The following is a 22,420-nucleotide window of genomic DNA, read 5'->3' on the forward strand; positions in this document are numbered from 1 at the left end:
CCGTGGGCGGCCCGGGCGGCTCCTGATCTCGTACGGTCTCGGCTGCTGAGACGTCAGAGGAGGTGGGCCGGGGTGCCGACGGGCAGGATAAATCGGAACTCGGCGCCCCCGCGGGGGCCCCGTCCGACGGTGATGGTGCCGCCGTGTGCCTCGACGACGCCCTTGACGATGTAGAGGCCGAGTCCGGTGCCGCCGCGCTTGCTGCCGCGCCAGAACCGGGTGAAGACGCGGTTCATCGACGCCTCGGGGATGCCGGGTCCCTCGTCGCTCACGGTGACCTCCGTCCCCTCTTCGCCGTCCTCGCCCGTCGTGGCGGGTGCCACCTCGATGGTGACGGTTCCGTCGCCGTGGCGCACCGCGTTTTCCAGGAGGTTGCCGAGGATCTGGTCGATCTTGTCGGGGTCGGCCCAGAGCGGGGGCAGCTGGGGGGTGATCCGGACGAAGAACCGGCCGGGGGGCTGACCGCCGGTGGTGTGCACCTGGATGTGCCGGCCGATCGCGGCGGCGAGGTCGACGGGCTGGCGGCGCACCTCGAGCCGGCCGGAGTCGATCCGGGAGATGTCGAGGAGTTCGGCGATGAGCCTCTTGATGCGGCCGGCGTCGGCGTCGACCGTCTCCAGCATGAGCCGCTTCTGCTCGTCGGTGAACCTCTCCCACTTGTCGAGGAGGGTGGCGGTGAAGCCCTTCACCGAGGTGAGGGGGGAGCGCAGCTCGTGGGCGACGGTGGCGATGAGCTCGGCGTGGCTGCGTTCGGTACGGCGCCGGGCGTCGGTGCCGCGGAGCGAGACCACGACCCGGCGGACGGGGCCCGTGGGGTGCTCGCGGACGTACCGGGCGGAGACGAGGACCTCGCGGCCGCCGGGGAGGAGCAGGTTGCGCTCGGGCTGGCCGCGCCGGATGGAGAGCCCGCCGTAGGGGTCGGTCAGCCCCCACCAGCGGCGTCCCTTGAGGTCTTCGAGGGGCAGGGCCTCGTCGAGCGGGAGGCCGAGCGCGCGGCCGCAGGGGACGGCGGTGATGCGGCTCGCGGCGGCGTTGAAGCAGACGACCCGGCCGGTCTCGTCGGCGATGACGAGACCGTCGGGCAGGTCGTCGGGGTCGAGGCCGGCGAATCCGGCGGCCGTCCCGTCACCGGGTGCGGCCCCCGGTGGTTCCTGGGCGTGCGGCGCGGCGCTCCGTGCCTGTGCGGGACTGTCCGTGCCGACCGTCATTCCCGTACCCCACCCCTCCGTGTAGCGCAGTGGGCCCCCGAGTGCGTCACTCTACTGGGCGAGGGGGGCGGAATGGACCCCTCAGGCGGAGGTTCGGGGGCGCTGGGCGCGGGCGGAGGCGTAGAGGCAGACCGCGGCGGCGGTGGCGAGGTTGAGGCTCTCGGCCTTGCCGTGGATCGGGACGCGGACGACGGCGTCGGCGAGCGCCCGGGTCTCCTCGGGCAGGCCCCAGGCCTCGTTGCCGAAGATCCAGGCGGTGGGGCCGCCCATGGTGCCGGCGTCCAGCTCGTCGTCCAGGTCGTCCTGGCCCGCTCCGTCGGCGGCGAGGATCCGTACGCCCGCGGCCTTCAGCCCGGCGACGGCCTGTTCGACGGGGACTCCGACGGCGACCGGCAGGTGGAAGAGGGAGCCGACGGAGGCCCGGACGGACTTGGGGTTGTAGAGGTCGACGGAGGCGTCGGTGAGGACGACCGCGTCGGCGCCGGCCGCGTCGGCGCAGCGCAGGACCGTGCCGGCGTTCCCGGGGTCGCGTACGTGGGCGAGGACGGCGACGAGCTTGGGCCGGGCCTTGATGATCTCCTCGAAGGGGGAGTCGAGGAACCGGCAGACGCCGACGAGGCCCTGCGGGGTGACGGTCTGGGAGACCTCGGCGAGGACGGCGTCGGAGGCGTGGTGGACGCGGGCGCCGGCGGCGTGGGCGGCCTCGATGATCGGGGCGTAGCGCTCGGCGGCCTCGACGGTGGTGAAGAGCTCGACGAGGGTGGGTTCCCCGGTGGAGCCCCGGTGCTCGACGGCCTCACGGACGGCCTGCGGGCCCTCGGCGATGAAGAGGCGGTCCTTGCCCCGGAAGTTGCGCTTGGCGAGCCGCCGGGCGGCGACGACGCGCGGGGAACGCGGGGAGATCAGCTCGGGGGTGACCATGAGGTGCGGTGCTCTCTATCGAGGGGGACGGCGACGTCTGGGGCCGACGCACCGGACCCGCAGGCGCGCGCGCCTGCGGGTCCGGGCAGAAGTACTGCGGCCTGGAAGATCAGGCGGCGGCCTTCGGGGCGTTGACGTCGGCCGGGAGGGCCTTCTGCGCGACCTCGACCAGCGCGGCGAACGCGTTGATGTCGTTGACGGCCAGCTCGGCGAGGATCTTGCGGTCCACCTCGATGTTGGCGGCCTTCAGACCCTGGATGAGGCGGTTGTACGTCATGCCGTTCTGGCGGGCAGCGGCGTTGATGCGCTGGATCCACAGCTGACGGAAGTCGCCCTTGCGCTTCTTGCGGTCGTTGTAGTTGTAGACCAGCGAGTGGGTGACCTGCTCCTTGGCCTTGCGGTACAGGCGCGAACGCTGACCGCGGTAGCCGGAGGCCGCCTCGAGAATCGCCCGGCGCTTCTTGTGGGCGTTGACTGCCCGCTTGACGCGTGCCACTTTTAACTCCTTGTAGCGGGGTCGTGGTGGTCCTCACACGACCCGGAAAAAACGAATGGATCCCGGTTCTCAGCCGGATGCCCTCGTCAGCCGAGGGCGCGAGATCAAAATCAGATGCCCAGCATCTTCTTGATCTTGGCGCTGTCGCCGGGGGCCATCTCGGCGTTGCCGGTGAGGCGACGCGTCAGCTTGGACGACTTGTGCTCGAGCAGGTGGCGCTTGCCGGCGCGCTCGCGCAGGATCTTGCCGGAGCCGGTGACCTTGAAGCGCTTCTTGGCACCGGAGTGCGTCTTGTTCTTCGGCATCGCGCCGTATCTCCTCGTCAGTGGCGCTCCCGTCCGGTGCGGTGACCGGACATCCGGGAGCGTCAGTTCTTCGTTTGGTGGTTCCGGGCGGGGCCCAGGGCTGCCTGGATGGCAGCCCGTCGGGTCACGCCTCGGGGGTCTCGGCCGGAGCCTCGGCCTCGGCGACCGGAGCCTCGGCCGGAGCCGCGGGCGCCTCCTCGGAGGCGACACCCTGACGCTCGGCCTTGCGGGCGGCCTGCGCCTCGCGGGCCTCGGCCATGGCCTCGGTCTTCTTCTTGTGCGGGCCGAGAACCATGATCATGTTCCGGCCGTCCTGCTTCGGGTTGGACTCGATGAAGCCAAGCTCCTCGACGTCCGACGCCAGCCGCTGAAGCAGCCGGAAACCAAGCTCGGGGCGGGACTGCTCACGACCACGGAACATGATCGTGATCTTGACCTTGTCGCCCTGCTTGAGGAACCGGACGACGTGACCCTTCTTGGTGTCGTAGTCGTGCGGGTCGATCTTCGGCCGGAGCTTCATCTCCTTGATGACCGTGTGCGCCTGGTTCTTGCGCGCCTCACGGGCCTTCATGGCCGACTCGTACTTGAACTTCCCGTAGTCCATGAGCTTGCACACGGGCGGACGGGCGTTCGCCGCGACCTCGACCAGGTCGAGGTCGTACTCCTGTGCGAGCTCCAGGGCCTTGGCAAGCGGAACAATCCCGACCTGCTCGCCGCTGGGTCCGACAAGTCGCACCTCGGGAACGCGAATCCTGTCGTTGATGCGGGGCTCGGCGCTGATGGATCCTCCTCGGTAGCACCACGCGACCGCCTGGCGGACGGACGCGCACTGTCTGTTTCTGAGACCAACCGCGCCGGAACATGAAAAACGCCCCGGACGGGACACAGGCGGGGCTCCACGGAAATACCGGAGCACCGCCGCGGTCAACCGCGGGGCGCACATCGGGCGGCACCATCGTCCGTACGGAACGATGGTCGCCACCTGACCGGTGACCCGCCGCCCGTGAAGGCGGTCAGGTGGGAGTACGGAGCCTCCACTTGTGGGCCGGGCACACAGGTGTCCGGCCGGTCGTTACACAAGGTTAGCAGGAGCCGTCCCCATACGCGAATGGGGACGGCGCGGCGGGGAGGCGCTCCGGGGCGGCTTATCGTGTGGGGCATGAGCGAGACGCCCCAGAACGAGTCCGCGGACTCCCCCGAGAACCCCGACTTCGACGCCATGACCCGTGACATCGCGGAGGTCCCGGCGGTCGAGGTGATCGTGACGGTCGCCGTGAACCTGATGAGCGCCGCCGCGGTGAAGCTCGGGCTCACGGAGGACGGCGACAAGCACAAGGACCTTGACGAGGCCCGCAAGCTCGTGCACGCCCTCGCGGGCCTGCTCGACGCCGGCGCGACGGAGGTCTCCTCCTTCCACGCCGCTCCCCTGCGGGACGGCCTGAAGTCGCTCCAGCTCGCCTTCCGCGAGGCGTCCCTGATCCCGGACGAGCCGGGTCAGGGTCCTGGCGAGAAGTACACGGGGCCGGTGTACGGCTAGTACCCCCTCGGGGGCTAGGACTGTTCGTTCTTTACGTAGAAGGGCTCGCCCGGAGGCGTGGCCGAGGCCGGCAGCAGTGCCAGGTCGAGGCCCCGCACCAGGCGGGCCCTCAGTGTTTCGTCGGCGGCCAGGGCGCGGGCCACGCGCTGGGCGGCCTCCGCGGGGGCGGCGTCCGCGGCGAGGACCAGGGCGAGGGTGCCGTCGGCGGTGCCGGGGCCCAGGTGCGCGCGGAGCACGGCGGGCTCGCCCGCGACGGCCGCCCGCACCGCTTCCCGTACGGCCGGGTCGTCGAGCGGGTCGGTGCCGGTCCGCCCCTCGGCGAGGGCCAGCAGGGCGGGGCCTGACACCTGGTACGGGACCGGGCCCGCCAGGTCGAGGACCAGGGTGTCGGCCTTCTCGTGGACGAGGGCCGCGAGCGCCTGCTGGAGGGGGACGGCCACGGGGCGGGCCGCCGGGTCCCAGAGCGCCAGCGAGGCGATCGAGGTGAAAGCGGGCAGCGCCCGCCGGTCGCCCGCCGTGAGGGTGGGCACGGCCATGTCGCTCGTCTTCTCCTGCTTGAGCCCGGTCACCGGGTCGATCTCGACCTCACCGAGGACCGCGACCACGGGCACCAGGAGCCGGGCGCCCCTGAGCGCTTCGAGCACCGGGCCGTGGGCGGTTCTGTCCTCCGCCCAGGCCGCGAGGGCCTCGGCGAGCCGCTGGTCGGCGGTGCCGTCGTCGTCGGAGAAACCGGGGTCCGGGATGTTCTTGAGCGCCACGCACCGAGCCTAACCGGCGCGGCGGTGCCGGAGGTCCGGCGGGTCCCGGGGCCCTGGGGAGGGCGCGCGTCCCTCAGGGGGTGCGGCGGGCGCGCCGGAGCACCACGGCGGTGAGCAGCAGGAGGGCGCCGAGGCCGCCGGCGGCGGGGGCGAGGAGACCGAAGGAGCGGGTCTCCTCGGGGGCGGCGACCGGTCCGGGGCCGAAGTGACGGCCGCGGAAGCCGGCGGTGGCGTTCTTCGGGTCGGCGCCCTTGAGGCGGGCCCCGGCCTCGATGGCGGCGGCCGGGTCGACCGTGCCGTACCCCTTGGCGTCGCTGCGGCCGCCCTGGGGACGGCTGCGGGCGGTGTCGATGAGCAGCCGCTTGATCTGGGCCGGGGTGAGGTCGGGGTGCGCGGAGCGGACCAGGGCGACGGCGCCGGAGACGAAGGCGGCGGCGGCGCTGGTGCCCCAGCCCTCGTAGTAGCGGCGGTCGGGGTCGGCGATGACGATGTCGACGCCGGGGGCGCTGACGGTGGCGTACCAGCGGCGGGTGGAGAAGGAGGCGCGGGTGCCGAAGCGGTCGACGGCGGTGACCGCGATGACGCCGGGGTAGGCCGCGGGGTACGAGATGTGGTCGCCCTTCTCGCCGCCGTTGCCGGCGGAGGCCACGACGGCGACGCCCTTGGCGAGGGCGTACTGCACGGCGGCGTCCTCGCCCGCGTCGGGGTGGGCGGACTTGGAGTCGTCGCCGAGCGAGAGGTTGATGACGTCGGCGCCGTGGTCGGCGGCCCAGCGGATGCCTTCGGCGAGGGCGGTGCCGCGGGTCTTGCGGGCCTTGTCGCGGGCCTTGTCCGTGCCTTCGAGGATGACCCGCACGGGCAGGATCCGGGCGTCCGGGGCGATGCCGAGCACGCCGTCCCCGCCGCCAGGCCCGTGGCCGTGCCCGGCGATGATGCCGGCCATCGCGGTGCCGTGCCGGGCCCAGGCGCGGTCGCCCCGGCCGGCCCCGAAGCCGATCAGGTCGTGTCCGGGCAGCACCGAGCCGTCGAGGTCCGGGTGGTCGGCGTCGACACCCGTGTCGAGGACGGCGACGGTGATGTCCTTGCCCTTGGTGGTCCGCCAGGCCTCGGCGGTGTGCAGCGCCTCGGGGCCCCACTGCCGGGCCCTGATGGTGTCGGCGTACGCGGGCGCGGTGAGGGCGGGCAGGACGGTGAACCCGGCGGCGAGGAGGGCGGCCGCGGCGGCGCGCGTCCGGCGGCGGGGGCTTCGGGTCACCGGGCGTTCTCCTTCGCCGCCGCGACGGCGGTCGTGCGCAGCAGCGCCTCGAAGCGCTTCGCGATGCCCTTGGCCTCGTGGCCGAGGCCGGACTGCGCGACGGCGTCGGTGCGGCCCGTGGCCATCGCCTGGTCGGCGGGGACCGGCTTGTCGACGGCCCGGCCGTCGGCGAACCCGGACACGGCCGTCACGACCACCGGCAGGTCGGCGGGGGCCGTCAGCCACCAGCTCGCCCGCTGCCCGGCGCCGAAGCGTGCCGCGACGGTGCCGGGACCGGCGAGCGCCGGCGGCACGTCCTGCCCGCCGAGGCGGCTCGTGACCGCCCGGCCGAGGTCCGCCTGCGCGGTCACGTCGGCCCGCGTGAAGACCAGTCCCACGGTGATGACGCTGCTGGCCGTCGCGTCGGTGTACGTGGCCCGCAGCACGCGCTCACAGCCGAGGGGCCGCACCGCGGCGAGCAGTCCCTTCCCCAGGGCCGCGGGCTCGCAGGCCGCGTCGGGCGCGACGACGATCCTCGTCCAGGTACGCGCGGCGGTGCCGGGCCCCGCGGTCGGTCCCTTGACGGTCCGGGGGAACAGCACGTCCACCGGCGCGTTGTGCCAGAGCTGCTTCGCCTCCGCGTACCCGGCGGGCTCCACCGGCGCCCCCGGCTCGACGGCCGCCAGCCACACGCCCGCCAGCGCGCCGCCGATGAGTCCCATGCCCAGCACGGCGCACGCGGCCACCGCGACCGTCCGGCCGGTCCGCCGCTCCCGCACCGGTCGCAGCCTCGTCGTCGTCTCGGCCGGCGCCTCCACCGGCACCTCGGGCGGCAGCGCCCACGGCGACGCGGGCCCTTCCGCCGGCCGCGCCGGCCCGGCCGTGCCGCGCGCGTTCGGCGCCGCCCACGGCCGGGGCGGCACCACGGGCGCCGGGCGCGGGTCGGGGTCCGCCGGACGGATCGCCCGGAGGCGGGTGGTCGTCTCGACGGCGGGCGCGGGGGCCGGGGTGGCGGGAGCCGGGGCCGGGGGAACCGCGGGTGGTGTGAGGGGTCGTGCGGGGGCGGTGGGCGGAGCCGCCACCGGAGCCGCGGCGGCAGGTGCGGCCGGGGCGGCGGACGCGGCCACTGCCGGAGCCGGAGCCGGGGCGGGGCTCGACGGGACGGCTGCCGCGGGTGGTGTCGGGGCGGGGAGGAGCGTGTCCGTGATGCGGGAGGGCGTGGGGCGGTGCTCGGCGGTCATGCCCGTCCCCCTGCTCGTGTCGACAATGCCCGTCACTCTACGGGCTGTTCCCCACCGGGCGGGAACTCAGGGGCTACCCACCCGTAAACCTGTCTGGCAAGCTCAGGCCATGACTCCCCGTGCCGCCGACCGGGCCCGCTACGACCGGGCCACCGCTGACCTCGACGCCCCGGTGGCGATCGTCGACCTGGAGGCGTTCGACGCCAACGCGGCGGACTTGGTACGCCGGGCCGGGGGCAAGCCGGTGCGGGTGGCGAGCAAGTCGGTGCGGTGCCGGGCGCTGCTCGAACGGGTGCTGGCGCGCGAGGGCTTCGCGGGGATCATGTCGTTCACGCTGGACGAGTCGCTGTGGCTGGCCCGTGCCGGGTTCGAGGACGTGCTGCTCGCGTACCCCTCGGCGGACCGGAACGGGTTCGCGGAGCTGGCGCGGGATCCGAAGCTCGCGGCGGCCGTGACGGTGATGGTCGACGACGTGGCGCAGCTCGATCTGATCGACGCCTCCCGCGCGGGCGGGACGGAGGAGGTCCGGGTCTGCCTGGAGCTGGACACGGCGCTGAGCCTGCTGGGCGGCCGGATCAGGGTGGGGGCGCGGCGTTCGCCGTTGCGCGAGCCCGCGCAGCTGGCCGAGCTGGCCCGTTCGGTGGTGCGGCGCCCGGGGTTCCGGCTGGTCGGACTCATGGCGTACGAGGGGCATGTGGCGGGTGTCGGGGACGCGGTCGCGGGCCGGCCGCTGCGCTCGCGGGCGATCCGGCTGATGCAGGCGGCGGCGCGGCGGGAGCTCGCGGAGCGCAGGGCGGCCGTGGTGCGGGCCGTCCGGGCGGTGGCGCCGGACCTGGAGTTCGTGAACGGCGGCGGCACCGGGAGCGTGCAGCACACGGCCGCCGAGGACGCGGTGACGGAGATCGCGGCGGGTTCGGGTCTCTTCGTGCCGCGGCTCTTCGACAACTACACGTCGTTCAGCGGCCGCCCGGCGGCGCTGTTCGCGCAGCCGGTGGTCCGCCGCCCGGGGGTGGGCGTGGTGACGGTGCTCGGCGGCGGTTACCCGGCGTCGGGCGCGGCCGGCCGGGACCGGCTGCCCGTCCCGTATCTGCCGGAGGGGCTGCGCTACGACCCGCAGGAGGGGCCCGGCGAGGTGCAGACCCCGCTGCTCGGCTCCCCGGCCGACGACCTGCGGATCGGCGACAAGGTCTGGTTCCGGCACGCGAAGGCCGGGGAGCTGTGCGAGCGGTTCGACAGCCTGCGGCTTGTGGAGGGTGACCGTGTGACGGCGACCGTGCCCACGTACCGCGGCGAGGGCATGACCTTCCTGTAGGGCCTGGGGCTCCTCGGCTCAGAACACCCTGTCGAGCTGGTCCGGGATGACGGTGCCGTCGGTGCGGCGGACCGGCTGGGCGGTGCCGTCGGCGGCGGTGTAGCCGGTGGTGGCGCAGGGGTAGGCGGCGGTCTTCGGCTTCTTCGGCTCGATGAACATCGGGTTGACGATCCAGCGGCCGTCGCCGTTCTCGTACGCCCGGCACATGAGTTCGTTCTTGTTGCGGTTGAGGACGAGGCGGAGGCCGGTGGCGTCGCGCAGGAAGGAGATGTCGGTGTCGGAGTCGCCGGCGGCGAAGACCTGGCGGCGGTCGGCGGGCTGGACGCGTTCGGCGGCGGGGCCGCGGACGCCGAAGATCTCCTGGTTGATCCAGCAGCGCTTGCCGTCGATGTAGGTGATCATCGCGTCCTCGCCGTCCCGGACGGTGCCGCAGCCCTTGAGGTGGCTGGTGAGGCGACCGTGCTGGGTGGTGTTGCGGATGCCGATGGTGTGGGCGGCGTCGACGCCGACGCCCTGGGCCCACACGTCGACGACGGGTTCGGGCGAGGCGGAGACGATGCGGACGTCGAAGCCGGCGCGCTGGAGGGCGCCGATGAGTTCGCGCTGCTGCTCGTAGTAGCGGACCCAGCCGGTGACCCGGGAGCTGCCGACCTGCTGGGTGGCGCCCTGCGGGGCGGCGAGGTTCTCGGCGCGGGCGGCGGCGGCGAAGGAGGCGACCTGGCGGGTGGTCCAGCCGTGCAGGAGCTGGGCGAGCCAGGCGTACTGGGGCTCCATGCGGCGGCGGTCGTGGCCCGCGAAGGCGGTCTTGCCGCCGGTGGTGGCGCCGTTGCCGTAGACGGCGAGGAGCTCGTCGGCGCAGCGGGTGTCGGTGGAGGTGGGGAGGGTGCGGACGCCGGTGGGACAGGCCTCGCCGAGGGCGGTGGCGGCCTCGGGGGTGAGGTGGCGGCTGGTGGTGGACCAGTCGCCGTTCCTGGGCGGGCGTATGCGGTCGTTGCGCAGGAGCCAGTAGAAGGTGGCGTCGCCGACGTCGTTCTTGACGACGGTGTTGTCCCAGTCGAAGACGGCGACGGGCTTCCGGCCGCGGGGCTTGCCGGCGCCGCAGTGGTCGGCGATGAGGGCCTCGATACGGGCCTTGTTGTCGCCGTACCAGCCGTCGGCGTTCTTCAGGGTGGGGCACGCGGCGGGCTCGGCCTGGGCCTGCGGGGCGGAGAGGAGGCCGGTCGCGGCGAGGGCGAGGGCGGCGGCCGCCGCGGACGTGCGGAGTCGGTGGTTCATGATCACGCTCCTGTCTCTACGCGGAACAGCCGGGCGCCTTGCGACGCCCGGCTGTCGGGTGGGGGGACTCAGGGTGAACGGTTGGGGAGGGCCGCACCGCTGGGGCGGGGTGACCGGTTAGAGCGGGGTGACGTACGCGCCCGCGATGCCGCCGTCGACGACGAAGTCGCTGGCGTTCACGAAGGAGGAGTCGTCGCTCGCGAGGAAGGCGACGGCGGCGGCGATCTCCTCGGCCTCGGCGAAGCGGCCGACGGGGATGTGGACGAGGCGGCGCGCGGCCCGCTCGGGGTCCTTGGCGAAGAGCTCCTGGAGGAGCGGGGTGTTGACCGGCCCCGGGCACAGGGCGTTGACGCGGATGCCCTCGCGGGCGAACTGGACGCCCAGCTCGCGGGACATGGCGAGGACGCCGCCCTTGGACGCGGTGTACGAGATCTGGCTGGTGGCGGCGCCCATGAGGGCGACGAAGGAGGCGGTGTTGATGATGGAGCCCTTGCCCTGGCGGCGCATGTAGGGCAGGGCCGCCTTGCAGCACAGGTAGACGGAGGTGAGGTTGACGTCCTGGACGCGCTTCCAGGCCTCCAGACCGGTGTCCAGGATGGAGTCGTCGTCGGGGGGCGAGATGCCGGCGTTGTTGAAGGCGATGTCGACGGAGCCGTAGGTCTCGAAGGCGGTACGGAAGAGGGCCTCGACCTCGTCGGGGTCGGTGACGTCGACCTTGACGAAGGTCCCGCCGACCTCTTCGGCGGCGGCCTTGCCCGCGGTCTCGTCGATGTCGCCGCAGACGACGTTGGCGCCTTCGGAGGCGAGGCGGCGGGCAGTGGCGAGGCCGATGCCGCTGCCGGCTCCGGTGATGACGGCGGTGCGGCCGACCAGGCGGCGGCAGATGATCTCGTTGCTCACAGTGCGGGGCCTTCCGTGCTGATGAAGACGTTCTTGGTTTCGGTGAAGGCGGTCAGGGCGTCGGGTCCCAGTTCGCGGCCGAGCCCGGACTGGCGGTAGCCGCCGAACGGGGTCCAGTAGCGGACGCTGGAGTGGGAGTTGACGGAGAGGTTGCCGGCCCGGACGGCTCGGGAGGCGCGCAGGGCGCGGCCGACGTCGCGGGTCCAGATCGAGCCGGAGAGTCCGTACTCGGTGGCGTTGGCGAGGCGGACGGCGTCGGCCTCGTCCTCGAAGGGGAGGACGACGGCGACGGGTCCGAAGATCTCGTCGACGGCGCAGGGCGCGTCCTCGGCGAGGCCGGTGAGGACGGTCGGCGGGAACCAGAAGCCGGGTCCCTCGGGCGCCTTGCCCCGGATGCCTTCGAGATCCTCGGTGACGTAGGAGCGGACGCGGTCGAGCTGGGCGCGGGAGATGAGCGGGCCCATCTGGGTGCGCTCGTCGAGCGGGTCGCCGACGACGATCTCCTCGATCGCGGGGGTGAGGAGTTCCAGGAAGCGGTCGTACGCGCTCCGCTGGACGAGGATGCGGGTGCGGGCGCAGCAGTCCTGGCCGCTGTTGTCGAGGAAGGCCATGGGGGCGGCGGCCGCGGCGGCTTCGAGGTCGGCGTCGGCGAAGACGATGTTGGGGCTCTTGCCGCCGAGTTCGAGGGTGAGCCGCTTCACCTGGTCGGCGCACTTGGCCATGATGCTCTTGCCGACCCGGGTGGAGCCGGTGAAGACGATCTTGGCGATGCCGGGGTGTTCGACGAGGGCGTTGCCCGCGACGGGTCCGGTGCCGGGGAGCACCTGGAAGAGGCCCTCGGGCAGTCCGGCCGCCAGGGCCAGCTCGGCGAGGCGGAGCGCGGTGAGCGGTGTCGTCTCGGCGGGCTTGAGGAGGACGGCGTTGCCGGCGGCGAGGGCGGGTGCGGTGGCCCAGGCGGCGATCGGCATCGGGAAGTTCCAGGGGGCGATGACGCCGACGACCCCGAGCGGTTCGAGGATCGTGACGTCGAGTCCGCCGGCGACCGGGATCTGGCGGCCGTTGAGCCGCTCCACTCCCCCGGCGGCGTAGTCGAGCAGGTCGCGGACGTTGCCGGCCTCCCAGCGGGCGTTGCCGATGGTGTGGCCGGCTTCGGTGACCTCGAGGCGGGCGAGTTCCTCGACGTGCTCGTCGACGACGGTGGCGAAGCGGCGGAGCAGCCGGGCCCGGTCGGCGGGCGCGGCGGCGGCCCAGCCGCGCTGGGCGGCGGTGGCGCGCGCGACGGCGGCGTCGACGTCGGCCGGGGTGGCGGCGGGGACGGTGGCGACGATGTCCTCGGTCGCCGGGTTCAGTACCTGGAGCAACGCGTTCCTTTCAGGGACTCGAAGTGGCTCAGTGGCGTTCGAAGGAGCGGCGGAGCTCCCAGTCGGTCACCGCGGCGTCGTAGGCGTCCAGTTCGACGCGGGCCATGTTGCGGTAGTGGGCGACGACCTCGGCGCCGAAGGCGGCCTTGGCGATCTCGCTGGTCTCCCAGAGTTCGGCGGCCTCGCGCAGGGTGGTGGGGACGTGCGCGTACTCGCCGGTGTACGCGTTGCCGGTGCAGGGCGGGGGCAGTTCGAGGCGCTGCTCGATGCCGTACAGGCCGGCGGCGACCAGGCCGGCGACGGCGAGGTACGGGTTGACATCGCCGCCGGGGAGGCGGTTCTCGAAGCGGGTGGAGCGGCCGTGGCCGACGGTCCGCAGCGAGCAGGTGCGGTTGTCGTGGCCCCAGGCGACGGCGGTGGGCGCGAAGGAGCCGGGCTGGAACCGCTTGTAGGAGTTGATGTTGGGGGCGTAGAGGAGGGAGAAGTCGCGGAGGGCGGCGAGCTGTCCGGCGAGGAAGTGCCGCATGGTCTCGGACATGCCGTGGGGGTCGTCCCCGGCCATCACGTTCTCCCCGTCGGCGTTCTGGAGGGAGAGGTGGATGTGGCAGGAGTTGCCCTCGCGCTCGTTGTACTTCGCCATGAAGGTGAGCGAGTAGCCCTCCTGGGCGGCGATCTCCTTGGCGCCCGTCTTGTAGACGGCGTGCTGGTCGCAGGTGACGAGGGCCTCGTCGTACTTGAAGGCGATCTCGTGCTGGCCGGGGTTGCACTCGCCCTTGGCGGACTCGACGGTGAGTCCGGCGCCGGCCATCTCGTTGCGGATGCGGCGCAGGAGGGGTTCGATGCGGCCGGTGCCCAGGACGGAGTAGTCGATGTTGTACTGGTTGGCGGGGGTGAGGCCGCGGTAGTTCGCGTCCCAGGCCTGCTCGTAGCTGTCCTTGAAGACGATGAACTCGAGCTCGGTGCCGACGTGGGCGGTGAAACCGAGTTCGGCGAGCCGCTCCAGCTGGCGGCGGAGGATCTGGCGGGGCGCGGCGACCACCGGGGTGCCGTCGCCCCAGGCCAGGTCGGCCGTCACCATCGCGGTGGCCTCGTTCCAGGGGAGGCGGCGGAGGGTGCTGAGGTCGGGGTGCATGGCGAAGTCGCCGTAGCCGCGGTCCCAGGAGGACATCTCGTAGCCGTCGACGGTGTTCATCTCGGTGTCGACTGCCAGAAGATAGTTGCAGCCCTCGGTGCCGTGGCCGAGGACCTCGTCCAGGAAGAACGGTGCGGCGAACCGCTTGCCCTGGAGCCGTCCCTGCATGTCGGGGAAGGCCAGGACGACGGTGTCGATCTCGCCGCTCGCGACGAGGGCACGCAGCTCCTCGACGGTGAGCGGGGGTGTGCGGTCTGCCACGGGATTGCTCCTCCTTCGGCGTGCCGGGAGCCATAAGGTATTGCGGAAGACCATTGCTTGGGAAGGTCCTCGGGAAGGGGAAACGAGAACGTGGCCAGTACGAGTGAATCGGCGGACCGGCTGACGCCCGTGCTGCGGCCGGTGCGGGCGGGCAACGGCTTCGAGGAGGCCCTGGAGCAGATCCTCCAGGTGGTGCGGCTCGGCCTGGTGCCCGGCGGCGAGCGGCTGCCCGCCGAGCGGGAGCTGGCCGACCGGATGGGGATCAGCCGGGTGACCCTGCGCGAGGTCCTCAAGGTGCTCCAGGAGCAGGGGCTCGTGGAGAGCCGGCGCGGCCGGTACGGCGGAACGTTCGTGCTGCCCCGGACGCAGACCGCCGACGAGGACGAGCTGCGCCGCCGGATCGCCTCGGTCGACATGGAGGACACCTTGCGCTTCCGTGAGGTCCTCGAGGTGGGGGCCGCCGGGCTCTGCGCGGCACACGGCCTCGACGCGGCGGGCGCCGAGCGGCTGCGGACCGCCGTGGCGGCGACCCGGGACGCCCCGCTGACCGACTACCGCCGCCAGGACACCCTGCTCCATCTGACCCTCGCGGAGCTCTCCGGCTCGCCGACGCTCACCGCGCAGTACGCCGCGGTCCGGGCGACGGTGAACGACCTCCTGGACTGCATCCCGCTGCTCGTACGCAATCTGGAGCACTCCCAGCACCAGCACACCGCGCTGGTGGAGGCGGTCCTGGACGGGGACGCGGACGCGGCGCGCGAGGTGATGCGGGAGCACTGCGCGGGCACGGCGGCGCTGCTGCGGGGGTTCCTGACCTGAGGGCGGCGCCCCCGGGGGCGTAACCCGAAAGTAACGCACGGGGGTTGCGCTTCCCCGTCGGCCACCGCAAAGGTATGGCTCCAATCCATTGGGCCCGTTGCGGGGAGCTGACGCTGCCATGACGCTCGAAGACACCACCGGGGGCACCGCCCCGCCGAAGGACGACTACCTGGAGCGGCGGGCGCTGCGCCGCGGCAGCGCCGGCTGGCTGCTGCTCACCGGGCTCGGCGTCGCGTACGTCGTCTCCGGGGACTTCTCCGGCTGGAACATCGGCCTGTCGAAGGGCGGCTTCGGCGGACTGGCCGTCGCCACCGTCCTGATGGGCGCCATGTACGCCTGTCTGGTCTTCGCGCTCGCCGAGCTCTCCGCGATCCTGCCCACCGCAGGCGGCGGTTACGGCTTCGCCCGCCGGGCGCTCGGCACCTGGGGCGGTTTCCTCACCGGCACCGCGATCCTCATCGAGTACGTCCTCGCGCCCGCCGCCATCTCGATCTTCATCGGCGACTACGTGGAGTCCCTCGGCCTCTTCGGCCTGGAGTCCGGCTGGCCCGTCTACCTCGTCTGCTTCGCGCTCTTCATCGGCATCCACCTGTGGGGCGTCGGCGAGGCGCTGCGCTTCAGCCTGGTGGTGACGGCGATCGCGGTCGCGGCGCTCGTCGTCTTCGCGCTCGGCGCGTTCACCGACTTCCACGTCGACGGACTGAACGACATCCCGGTCGACGGCGAGGCCTTCGGGGCGAACTCCTGGCTGCCGTTCGGACTCCTCGGGATCTGGGCCGCGTTCCCCTTCGGCATGTGGTTCTTCCTCGGCGTGGAGGGCGTACCGCTCGCCGCCGAGGAGGCGAAGGACCCGGTGCGGTCGATGCCGAGGGCGCTCGCGATCTCCATGGGGATCCTGGTGCTCCTCGCCGTCGTCACCTTCCTCGCCGCCACCGGGGCGCGCGGCTCGGCCGCCGTCCAGGAGGCGGGCAACCCGCTGGTCGTGGCGCTCCAGGGCGACGGCGAGCCGACCGCGCTCAGCCGGTTCGTGAACTACGCGGGCCTGGCCGGCCTGGTGGCCTCGTTCTTCTCCCTCATCTACGCCGGATCGCGCCAGCTGTTCGCCCTCTCCCGCGCCGGCTACCTGCCCCGCTTCCTCTCCCTGACCAGCCGCCGCAAGTCGCCGTACCTGGGGCTGCTCATCCCCGGCGCGATCGGCTTCGCGCTCGCCGCCGGGACCGGGGACGGGGCGCGGATGCTGAACATCGCGGTGTTCGGCGCCACCATCTCGTACGCGCTGATGGCGCTCTCCCACATCGTCCTGCGCCGCCGGGAGCCGGGACTGCACCGGCCGTACCGCACGCCCGGCGGGATCGCGACCTCCTCGGTGGCCTTCGTCCTGGCCCTGTCGGCGCTGGTCGCGACCTTCCTGGTGGACCGGACGGCGGCGTTCATGGCACTCGGGGTGTACGTGATCGCCCTCGCCTACTTCGCGTTCTACAGTCGGCACCATCTGGTGGCCAGTGCGCCCGAGGAGGAGTTCGCGGCGCTCGCCGCGGCGGAGGCCGAGCTCGAACGCGACTGACCCGCAGCCGTTCCACCCCTCTGCCCGCACCTCTGGAGGAAGCACGTGTCCAAGCCGCTCATCGGCGTGACCACCTATCTGGACCAGGCCCGCTGGGGGGTGTGGGACATGGAGGCCGCGCTGCTCCCGGCCCGCTACCCGTGGCTCGTCCGGGAGAGCGGGGGCCTCGCGGTGATGCTGCCGCCGGACGGGCCGGAGGCCGCCGCGGCGGTCGTGGCCCGGCTCGACGGGCTCGTCGTCGCGGGCGGTGCGGACGTCGAGCCCGTCCGGTACGGGGCCGTGACCGACCCCCGTACCGGACCTCCCGCCCGCGCCAGGGACGCCTGGGAACTGGCCCTGATCGACGCGGCCCTGGCGTCCGGCACCCCGCTGCTCGGCATCTGCCGGGGGATGCAGCTCCTGAACGTGGCGCTCGGCGGGACCCTCGTCCAGCACGTCGACGGACATGTCGAGGCGGTCGGCGTGATCGGCCGGCACCCGGTCAAGCCCGTGCCCGGCACCTTGTACGCCTCCCTCGTCCCCGAGCTCACCGAGGTCCCCACCTACCACCACCAGGCCGTCGACCGGCTCGGCAGCGGCCTCACCGTCTCCGCCCACGCGGAGGACGGCACGCCCGAGGCGGTCGAACTCGCCGCCCCGGTCTGGGCCCTCGGCGTGCAGTGGCACCCGGAGATGGGCGAGGACCTCCGGGTGATGCGGGGGCTGGTGGAGGCGGCGGGGGCGGGGCGCTGACGGGTTCCGCCGTGCGGCGCCTCGGGACCGGGCTCGTGTGAACGTGCCCGGCGGCCTCGCATGTCAGCGGGCCGGGGCCGCGAGCCGGGTCCAGGTCGACGGTCCCGCCGTGCAGGGGCCGCCGTCGTGGACGAGGAGGCTCCGCTCCGCCGGGTCGACCGCGAGCGTGGCGAGCGTGGCCCAGCGGCTGCCGAGCGTCCCCTCGGCCGGCGCGTGGCAGCAGACCTCGGCGCCGTCCTCGCGGTGGGCGGCGAGCAGCTCCACCAGCGCGTCGGGGCCGAGCGGGCCCGTATGACGGGAGACGCGCCCACCGAGCAGGCCGTGCCGGTCGTACGTCTCCGGTTCGCGACGGCCGCGCAGTTCGCCGGCTGCGAGGGACGGATCGAGGAAGTGGTTGGTACGGGTCAGCCAGCCGCGCTCGTCGGGGGCGACCACGGCCGAGCCCACGGGGGCGAGCTCCACCGAGGCGGCCCGGTCGGCGGTCAGCACGGTGATGACCGTGGAGGCGGAGACCGGGGCGCCGGTGAGCATCCCGACCGCCTCCGCGAACGACCCGGCGGCGCCCAGAACCTGACGGGCGACCAGATGGACGGGGACGCCGGTGGCCGCGTCCTCGGCGTGGCCCAGGATGTTGAAGAGGACGCCCACGCCGGCCTCGTTGACCCCGATCTTGGCGAGGATGCCGTGCTCGGTGATCCCCGCGAAGCCCTGGGCGTCGCCCGTCACGGTCTGGAGGTGCCAGGCGTCGGCCAGTTCCTGGTGCCAGTCCCAGCACTGGCCGCCGGTGGTCCGGGGACCGGTCCTGACGAGGGTCGAGCACTCGCCGGCGCGGGGCGCGCCCGCCTCGGCGAGGATCTCGGTGCGCGCGTTCAGCGCGGCGATCGTCCAGAACGGGAGTCCGGCGCCTTCGGCGACGCCTTCCATCTCCTCGACGAGCTCCGGCGCCCAGGCCCGGGTGGCCTCGGCGGTGCGCAGGGCGAGGGCGCGCACGTCGGGGAGCCGGGTGGGCCCCGTACTCCCGGCGCTCGCGGTGGCGACGGTCGTGAAGAGCTCGTCGTACACCCGCCACGCGCGCGCGATGGCGTCGCCCGCCGTGCGGCCGCGTTCCTCGCCGCGGCGCCTCGGGGTGTCCCCGGTGATCCGGAGGACCGTACGGCCGCCGGTCACGCCTGGGTCCGGGCGGCGAGAACGGTGGCGTCACGGCGCATGAGGGCGGCGTAGAGGAGAGCGGCGACGGCCATGCCGACGGGGAGGGAGATGTCGACGCCGTCGAGGGCGGTGGCGACCGGGCCCGTGTAGAGGGTGTTGACGCAGAGGGAGGCGGCGGTGACGCCCAGGACGACGGCGAGGGCGCCGGCCCGGTTGACGCCCGCGGTGTACCAGAAGGGGCTGCCGGGGGTCTCGTCCGAGAGCGCGATCCCGTCGTAGCGGCCGCGGCGCAGCAGGATGTCGGTGGCGTAGACGGCCATCAGGGGGCCGATGAGGACCACGATCACCTGGAGGGCGTTGCTGACGGTGTCAAGGAAGTTGGAGACGAGCAGGCCGTACAGGGTGAGGGCGACGGCGACGGCTCCGTCGAAGAGGACGCTGACGGTGCGGCGGATGCGGAGGCCGACGGCCTGGAGGGCGAGGCCGGCGCTGTAGGCGGTCAGGGCGTTGATGGAGATCGTGCCGAGCACCAGGGCGAGCAGGAAGACCGGGGTGAACCAGCCGGGCAGGATCGTCTGGAGCGCGGTCTGCGGGTCCGTCATGTCGACGGCGGTGGCGGCGAACGCGCCGAGCGAACAGACGATGACGCTGGGCAGGAAGGCGCCGAGGGCGGTCCAGCCGACGATCGCCTTCTTCGAGGACGTCCGGGGCAGGTAGCGGGAGAAGTCGGCGCTCGTGGTGTACGAGAGCGGGCCGGAGGCGATCAGCGTGACGCCCGCCAGGAGGAGGCCCCAGAGCTCGACGCCGCCGAGCTGCTCGGCGGGGGCGTAGGAGAAGTCCGCGTGCCGGAAGACGGCGAAGGCGACCACGGTGAAGATGCCGGCCAGGATCAGGGTGATCGGCAGGTACAGCTTGATGATCAGCGCGTGTCCGTAGACGCTGATGGCCAGGGTGAGCGCGGCGATGACCACGATGACGGCCACCTTGACGGGCGTGTTGGCCGTGATGCCGGTCTTCTCGACCAGCGCGAAGGCGGCGGTGGCCGCGGCGGCGAGGTTGAGCGCGAAGTAGCAGACGGAGACGAGCCAGCCGCCGATCGCGTTGTTCACACGGTTGCCGATGACCCCGTACATGGCCCGGGTGATCACCTCGCTGGGCGCGCCCGCCGCCGGTCCCGAGGTGGCGAGGAGGCCGGTGAGCAGCCAGAAGAGGTTGCCGATGACGATCACGGTGACGGCCTGCCCCAGCGTGAGGCCCATCAGGACGAGGGCGCCGCCGATGACGAGGCTGAGGTAGTTGACGTTGGCCGCCGCCCACACGGAGAAGAGCTCGCGGGGGTGTCCGTGGCGTTCGCCGTCGGGGATGTGGTCGATGCCGTGGGCCTCGACGCGGCCGGGCCGATCGGTGGCCGGCGGCGTGACCCGGGCGCCCTGCGAGCTGGGGAGCGGGTCGGGGATCGTGGAAGCCATGCGGCCCTCCGGATGCGTGTGGTGCCCACCTGATTGCTTATTGGTCGCACACTCAATAGGATCGCCGGTATGTCGTCAAGCGTCCAGCGCAAGCGAGTTCGGAAATCTCCGGAAGCCCGAAGGGCCGAGATCGTGGAGGCCGCGGCCCGCGTCGCCCTGACGGAAGGGCTCGAGTGCGTCACCCTCCGCCGTATCGCCGACGAGCTCGCCGTACGGCCCGGTCTGATCAGCCACTACTTCCCCTCGGCGGAGGACCTGGTCGCCGAGGCCTTCAGCGTCGCCGCCACCGGCGAGCTCGACACCCTGCTGCCCGCCGAGCGGCCGCACGGCACCCCCACGCAGTACCTCGCCCGGTACTTCGCCCTCTCCACCGGCGACGCCTACGACGACATCAGCCGTCTCTGGATCAACGCCCGCCACCTCAGCCGCTACCGCCCCCTCCTCCGCGCCCGCGTCGCCGAGCAGGAGCTCGCCTCCGACGACCGGCTGATGGCGGTCATCCGGGAAGGCATCGACCGCGGCGAGTTCCGCACCGACGACCCCCGGGCCGCCGCCATCCAGATCCTCGTCGTCCTCGACGGCCTCGGCGTCCACGCCAACACCGACTACACCGGCCTCCCCGAAGCCGTCACCCGCATGGCCGTCACCACGGCCGAACGCGTCCTGGACCTGCCGTACGGAGCCCTCACGGACGCGGCACCCCTCGCGGAGCCCCCGGAGCCGGCGGCCTCACCGGACGCCGCGACCCCACCGGGACCCGCGGCCGACACGGAGCCCGCGACCCCTCCGGGACCCGCGGCCGACACGGAACCCGCGACCCCACCGGGACCCGCGGCCGAAGCGGAGGCCGTGCCCCCTCCGGGTCCCGATGCCGCGACGGAGCCCGTCGCGTCCGAGTGACGTCCGGCCCGGGGCGCGGCGGCGCCCCGGGCACCACGCTTTCCCCTCCCCCGACCCTCCCCGTTCCGCACCCCCTGGAGCCCCCGTGCGCAACACCCGACTCGTTCTGCTCTCCGCCCGTCTGCTCGACCCCGGCACGGGCGCGTTCCTGCCGGAGACGGCGCTCGCCGTGTCCGACGACGGCCGGATCGCGGCACTGGGCGACGACCGCGAGACGCGGGCGCTGGCCGGGCCCGCGACGACGGTCGTCGACCTCAAGGGGGCCGTGGTCACCCCCGGGTTCGTCGACGGCCACATCCACCCGGTCTCGGGCGCGGAGCTGACGCACGGCCTCGACCTGTCGTACTGCGCCGACCTCGACGACGTACGGGAGGCGCTCGCGGGGGCGGCCCGGTCGCTCGGGCGCGGAGAGTGGCTGTTCGGCTGGGGGCTCGACCCGAACGTGTTCGGCGACGTGCCGGTGGGGGTCGCCCCGTTCGACGCCGTACTGGACGGCATCCCGGCGTTCCTGCTGCTCTTCGACGCCCACTCGGCCCTCGCGAGCCGCCGCGCCCTCGAACTCGCCGGGGTCGACGGGCCGCGCACCTTCGACCAGGCGTCGGCCGAGGTCGTCTGCGACGCCTCCGGCCGCCCGACGGGCCTGCTCCAGGAGGACGCCGCCTGCGAGCTCGTCGAGCGGGTCGCCCCGCGCCCGACGCGCGAGGAGAGCCGCGAGCGGCTCGCCGCCACGCTGCGGTCGATGGCGGCGGCCGGCCTCACCGGCGCCCACGCCATGGACGCCAACGGCGACAGCCTCGCCCTCTACGGCGAGCTCGACGCCGCCGGTGACCTGCCGCTGCGGCTGCGGGTCGCGCCCTGGTGCCAGCCCGGCACGGACGCGGACGGCGTACGCGCCCTCATCGAGCAGCAGGGCACGGGCGGGGCGCTGTGGCGGGTCGCGGGCGTGAAGCTCTTCATGGACGGGACCATCGACAACGGCACGGCGTGGCTGGAACGGCCCGACTGCCACGGCCAGTCGACGCACGCCTTCTGGCCCGACCCGGCCGCCTACACCCACATCGTGGGCGAGCTGCACCGGGCGGGCGTCGCCACCGCGACGCACGCCATCGGCGACGCGGCCGTCCGGCACGTCCTCGACTCCGTCGCGAAGGCCCAGGCCTCGGGCGGCGGCCGGGACGGCGTACGCCACCGGGTCGAGCACATCGAGACGGTGCCCGACGACACCCTGCGCCGCTTCGCGGAGCTCGGCGTCCTCGCGTCGATGCAGCCCACCCACTGCTGCGACTTCACCCGCGCCGACCACACCGACAACTGGTCCCGGCGCCTCGGCGAGGAGCGCGCCGCGCGCGCCTGGCGCTGCCGCGACCTCGCCGACTCCGGCGCCACCGTGGTGCTCGGCTCCGACTGGCCCATCGCTCCCTTCCCGCCGCTCGGCGTCATGGCCGGTGCCCGCCATCGCCGCCCCAGCCGCGACCTCGCCCAGGCGCCGCACGGCCCCGAGCAGGCCCTCACCGCGCTCGAAGCGCTGCGCGGCATGACCACCGCGGCCGCCTACGCCGCCGGCGAGGAGCACGAGGCGGGCCGCCTCGCGCTCGGCCACCGCGCCGACCTCACGGTCCTGGCGGCCGACCCCCTCACCACCCCCGCCACCGATCTCCCGGACGTCCCGGTCCGCCTCACCGTCGTGGACGGGCGGGTGACGTTCCGGGCCTCGGACCTCTGACGTCCCCGTACGGGTGCGGGGGGGGGGGGGGGGGGGACGGGGGGGAAACACCACAGAGCCACCCAGTGTGAGGAAGAAGGGGGAGGAGGGGGGTGGTGGGGGGGGGGGGGGGGGGGGGGAAGG

21 protein-coding genes are annotated in these 22,420 nt (G+C 73.5%); 7 read left to right on the forward strand and 14 right to left on the reverse strand.

Annotated features, from left to right (window positions below; genetic code table 11):
* Positions 1 to 53 precede the first annotated feature (53 nt).
* From ACZ7G1_RS23685 to infC, 5 genes are all read right to left on the reverse strand, one after another.
* Positions 54 to 1,208, reverse strand: a complete 1,155-nt coding sequence (locus ACZ7G1_RS23685) for a sensor histidine kinase (protein WP_470875783.1) — start codon at positions 1,206 to 1,208, stop codon at positions 54 to 56.
* Between the two features lie 81 nt (positions 1,209 to 1,289).
* Entirely contained in the window at positions 1,290 to 2,129 is an 840-nt protein-coding gene (locus ACZ7G1_RS23690; protein ID WP_470875781.1) for a TrmH family RNA methyltransferase, read from the reverse strand.
* Between the two features lie 109 nt (positions 2,130 to 2,238).
* Entirely contained in the window at positions 2,239 to 2,625 is a 387-nt protein-coding gene (gene rplT, locus ACZ7G1_RS23695) for a 50S ribosomal protein L20 (RefSeq protein ID WP_017241732.1), read from the reverse strand.
* Between the two features lie 110 nt (positions 2,626 to 2,735).
* A complete protein-coding gene (rpmI, locus tag ACZ7G1_RS23700; protein WP_041128339.1) occupies positions 2,736 to 2,930 on the reverse strand; it encodes a 50S ribosomal protein L35 in 195 nt (64 codons plus the stop codon).
* 124 nt (positions 2,931 to 3,054) lie between these two features.
* Positions 3,055 to 3,711 (reverse strand): translation initiation factor IF-3, encoded by a 657-nt coding sequence (gene infC / locus ACZ7G1_RS23705; RefSeq protein WP_470875850.1) that lies wholly within the window; start codon positions 3,709 to 3,711, stop codon positions 3,055 to 3,057.
* Positions 3,712 to 4,089: 378 nt separating this feature from the next.
* On the opposite strand from infC, the gene ACZ7G1_RS23710 reads away from it, so the two are divergent.
* Positions 4,090 to 4,467, forward strand: a complete 378-nt coding sequence (locus ACZ7G1_RS23710) for a DUF1844 domain-containing protein (protein ID WP_360810741.1) — start codon at positions 4,090 to 4,092, stop codon at positions 4,465 to 4,467.
* A 14-nt stretch (positions 4,468 to 4,481) separates the two neighbouring features.
* Here the strand turns inward: ACZ7G1_RS23710 and ACZ7G1_RS23715 are convergent, their stop codons facing one another.
* From ACZ7G1_RS23715 to ACZ7G1_RS23725, 3 genes are all read right to left on the reverse strand, one after another.
* The gene (locus tag ACZ7G1_RS23715; RefSeq protein WP_470875778.1) at positions 4,482 to 5,225 is read right to left on the reverse strand and encodes an SseB family protein; all 744 of its coding nucleotides are present in this window, start codon (positions 5,223 to 5,225) and stop codon (positions 4,482 to 4,484) included.
* Between the two features lie 73 nt (positions 5,226 to 5,298).
* Positions 5,299 to 6,480 carry a type VII secretion-associated serine protease mycosin gene (gene mycP / locus ACZ7G1_RS23720; protein ID WP_470875776.1) on the reverse strand — a complete coding sequence of 394 codons (1,182 nt, stop codon included), beginning with the start codon at positions 6,478 to 6,480 and terminating at the stop codon, positions 5,299 to 5,301.
* Positions 6,477 to 7,700, reverse strand: coding sequence for a hypothetical protein (locus ACZ7G1_RS23725; RefSeq protein ID WP_470875774.1), 1,224 nt, complete (start codon positions 7,698 to 7,700; stop codon positions 6,477 to 6,479). The genes mycP and ACZ7G1_RS23725 overlap by 4 nt, the downstream gene beginning before the upstream one ends.
* Before the next feature lie 109 nt (positions 7,701 to 7,809).
* On the opposite strand from ACZ7G1_RS23725, the gene ACZ7G1_RS23730 reads away from it, so the two are divergent.
* Positions 7,810 to 9,012, forward strand: coding sequence for an amino acid deaminase/aldolase (locus tag ACZ7G1_RS23730; protein WP_470875772.1), 1,203 nt, complete (start codon positions 7,810 to 7,812; stop codon positions 9,010 to 9,012).
* 18 nt (positions 9,013 to 9,030) lie between these two features.
* Here the strand turns inward: ACZ7G1_RS23730 and ACZ7G1_RS23735 are convergent, their stop codons facing one another.
* The 4 genes from ACZ7G1_RS23735 to ACZ7G1_RS23750 form a co-directional block, all read right to left on the reverse strand.
* Positions 9,031 to 10,287 carry a haloacid dehalogenase-like hydrolase gene (locus ACZ7G1_RS23735; protein ID WP_470875770.1) on the reverse strand — a complete coding sequence of 419 codons (1,257 nt, stop codon included), beginning with the start codon at positions 10,285 to 10,287 and terminating at the stop codon, positions 9,031 to 9,033.
* A 117-nt stretch (positions 10,288 to 10,404) separates the two neighbouring features.
* Positions 10,405 to 11,187, reverse strand: coding sequence for a 3-oxoacyl-ACP reductase (locus ACZ7G1_RS23740; RefSeq protein ID WP_470875768.1), 783 nt, complete (start codon positions 11,185 to 11,187; stop codon positions 10,405 to 10,407).
* Entirely contained in the window at positions 11,184 to 12,548 is a 1,365-nt protein-coding gene (locus ACZ7G1_RS23745) for an aldehyde dehydrogenase family protein (RefSeq protein WP_470875766.1), read from the reverse strand. The genes ACZ7G1_RS23740 and ACZ7G1_RS23745 overlap by 4 nt, the downstream gene beginning before the upstream one ends.
* 28 nt (positions 12,549 to 12,576) lie before the next feature.
* Complete coding sequence (locus ACZ7G1_RS23750) at positions 12,577 to 13,941, reverse strand: glutamine synthetase family protein (RefSeq protein WP_470875764.1); 1,365 nt, start codon at positions 13,939 to 13,941, stop codon at positions 12,577 to 12,579.
* Between the two features lie 90 nt (positions 13,942 to 14,031).
* Here ACZ7G1_RS23750 and ACZ7G1_RS23755 point away from each other — a divergent pair, with 90 nt between their 5' ends.
* The 3 genes from ACZ7G1_RS23755 (at position 14,032) to ACZ7G1_RS23765 (ending at position 17,056) form a co-directional block, all read left to right on the forward strand.
* Positions 14,032 to 14,760, forward strand: a complete 729-nt coding sequence (locus ACZ7G1_RS23755) for a FadR/GntR family transcriptional regulator (RefSeq protein WP_470875762.1) — start codon at positions 14,032 to 14,034, stop codon at positions 14,758 to 14,760.
* Positions 14,761 to 14,878: 118 nt separating this feature from the next.
* The gene (gene eat, locus ACZ7G1_RS23760; RefSeq protein ID WP_470875760.1) at positions 14,879 to 16,324 is read left to right on the forward strand and encodes an ethanolamine permease; all 1,446 of its coding nucleotides are present in this window, start codon (positions 14,879 to 14,881) and stop codon (positions 16,322 to 16,324) included.
* 45 nt (positions 16,325 to 16,369) lie between these two features.
* Complete coding sequence (locus ACZ7G1_RS23765) at positions 16,370 to 17,056, forward strand: gamma-glutamyl-gamma-aminobutyrate hydrolase family protein (RefSeq protein ID WP_470875758.1); 687 nt, start codon at positions 16,370 to 16,372, stop codon at positions 17,054 to 17,056.
* 63 nt (positions 17,057 to 17,119) lie between these two features.
* On the opposite strand, the gene ACZ7G1_RS23770 is transcribed toward ACZ7G1_RS23765, so the two are convergent.
* Positions 17,120 to 18,223, reverse strand: coding sequence for a C45 family autoproteolytic acyltransferase/hydolase (locus ACZ7G1_RS23770; protein WP_470875756.1), 1,104 nt, complete (start codon positions 18,221 to 18,223; stop codon positions 17,120 to 17,122).
* Positions 18,220 to 19,674, reverse strand: coding sequence for a purine-cytosine permease family protein (locus tag ACZ7G1_RS23775; protein WP_470875754.1), 1,455 nt, complete (start codon positions 19,672 to 19,674; stop codon positions 18,220 to 18,222). The genes ACZ7G1_RS23770 and ACZ7G1_RS23775 overlap by 4 nt, the downstream gene beginning before the upstream one ends.
* A 69-nt stretch (positions 19,675 to 19,743) precedes the next feature.
* On the opposite strand from ACZ7G1_RS23775, the gene ACZ7G1_RS23780 reads away from it, so the two are divergent.
* Positions 19,744 to 20,574: a TetR/AcrR family transcriptional regulator gene (locus tag ACZ7G1_RS23780; RefSeq protein ID WP_470875752.1), complete on the forward strand. Its 831-nt coding sequence runs from the start codon at positions 19,744 to 19,746 to the stop codon at positions 20,572 to 20,574.
* A gap of 85 nt (positions 20,575 to 20,659) precedes the next feature.
* Positions 20,660 to 22,297 carry an amidohydrolase gene (locus ACZ7G1_RS23785; protein ID WP_470875750.1) on the forward strand — a complete coding sequence of 546 codons (1,638 nt, stop codon included), beginning with the start codon at positions 20,660 to 20,662 and terminating at the stop codon, positions 22,295 to 22,297.
* The last annotated feature ends 123 nt before the right edge of the window (positions 22,298 to 22,420 follow it).

It is taken from the genome of Streptomyces sp. NPDC037273 (genome assembly GCF_055603625.1).

What these genes read in the sequence shown, in the direction of transcription:
- eat (WP_470875760.1), top strand. Translation starts at nt 14,879, where the DNA reads ATGACGCTCGAAGACACCACCGGGGGCACCGCCCCGCCGAAGGACGAC.
- ACZ7G1_RS23685 (WP_470875783.1), bottom strand. Translation starts at nt 1,208, where the DNA reads ATGACGGTCGGCACGGACAGTCCCGCACAGGCACGGAGCGCCGCGCCG.
- ACZ7G1_RS23780 (WP_470875752.1), top strand. Translation starts at nt 19,744, where the DNA reads ATGTCGTCAAGCGTCCAGCGCAAGCGAGTTCGGAAATCTCCGGAAGCC.
- ACZ7G1_RS23725 (WP_470875774.1), bottom strand. Translation starts at nt 7,700, where the DNA reads ATGACCGCCGAGCACCGCCCCACGCCCTCCCGCATCACGGACACGCTC.
- ACZ7G1_RS23730 (WP_470875772.1), top strand. Translation starts at nt 7,810, where the DNA reads ATGACTCCCCGTGCCGCCGACCGGGCCCGCTACGACCGGGCCACCGCT.
- ACZ7G1_RS23710 (WP_360810741.1), top strand. Translation starts at nt 4,090, where the DNA reads ATGAGCGAGACGCCCCAGAACGAGTCCGCGGACTCCCCCGAGAACCCC.
- ACZ7G1_RS23690 (WP_470875781.1), bottom strand. Translation starts at nt 2,129, where the DNA reads ATGGTCACCCCCGAGCTGATCTCCCCGCGTTCCCCGCGCGTCGTCGCC.
- ACZ7G1_RS23735 (WP_470875770.1), bottom strand. Translation starts at nt 10,287, where the DNA reads ATGAACCACCGACTCCGCACGTCCGCGGCGGCCGCCGCCCTCGCCCTC.
- rpmI (WP_041128339.1), bottom strand. Translation starts at nt 2,930, where the DNA reads ATGCCGAAGAACAAGACGCACTCCGGTGCCAAGAAGCGCTTCAAGGTC.
- ACZ7G1_RS23775 (WP_470875754.1), bottom strand. Translation starts at nt 19,674, where the DNA reads ATGGCTTCCACGATCCCCGACCCGCTCCCCAGCTCGCAGGGCGCCCGG.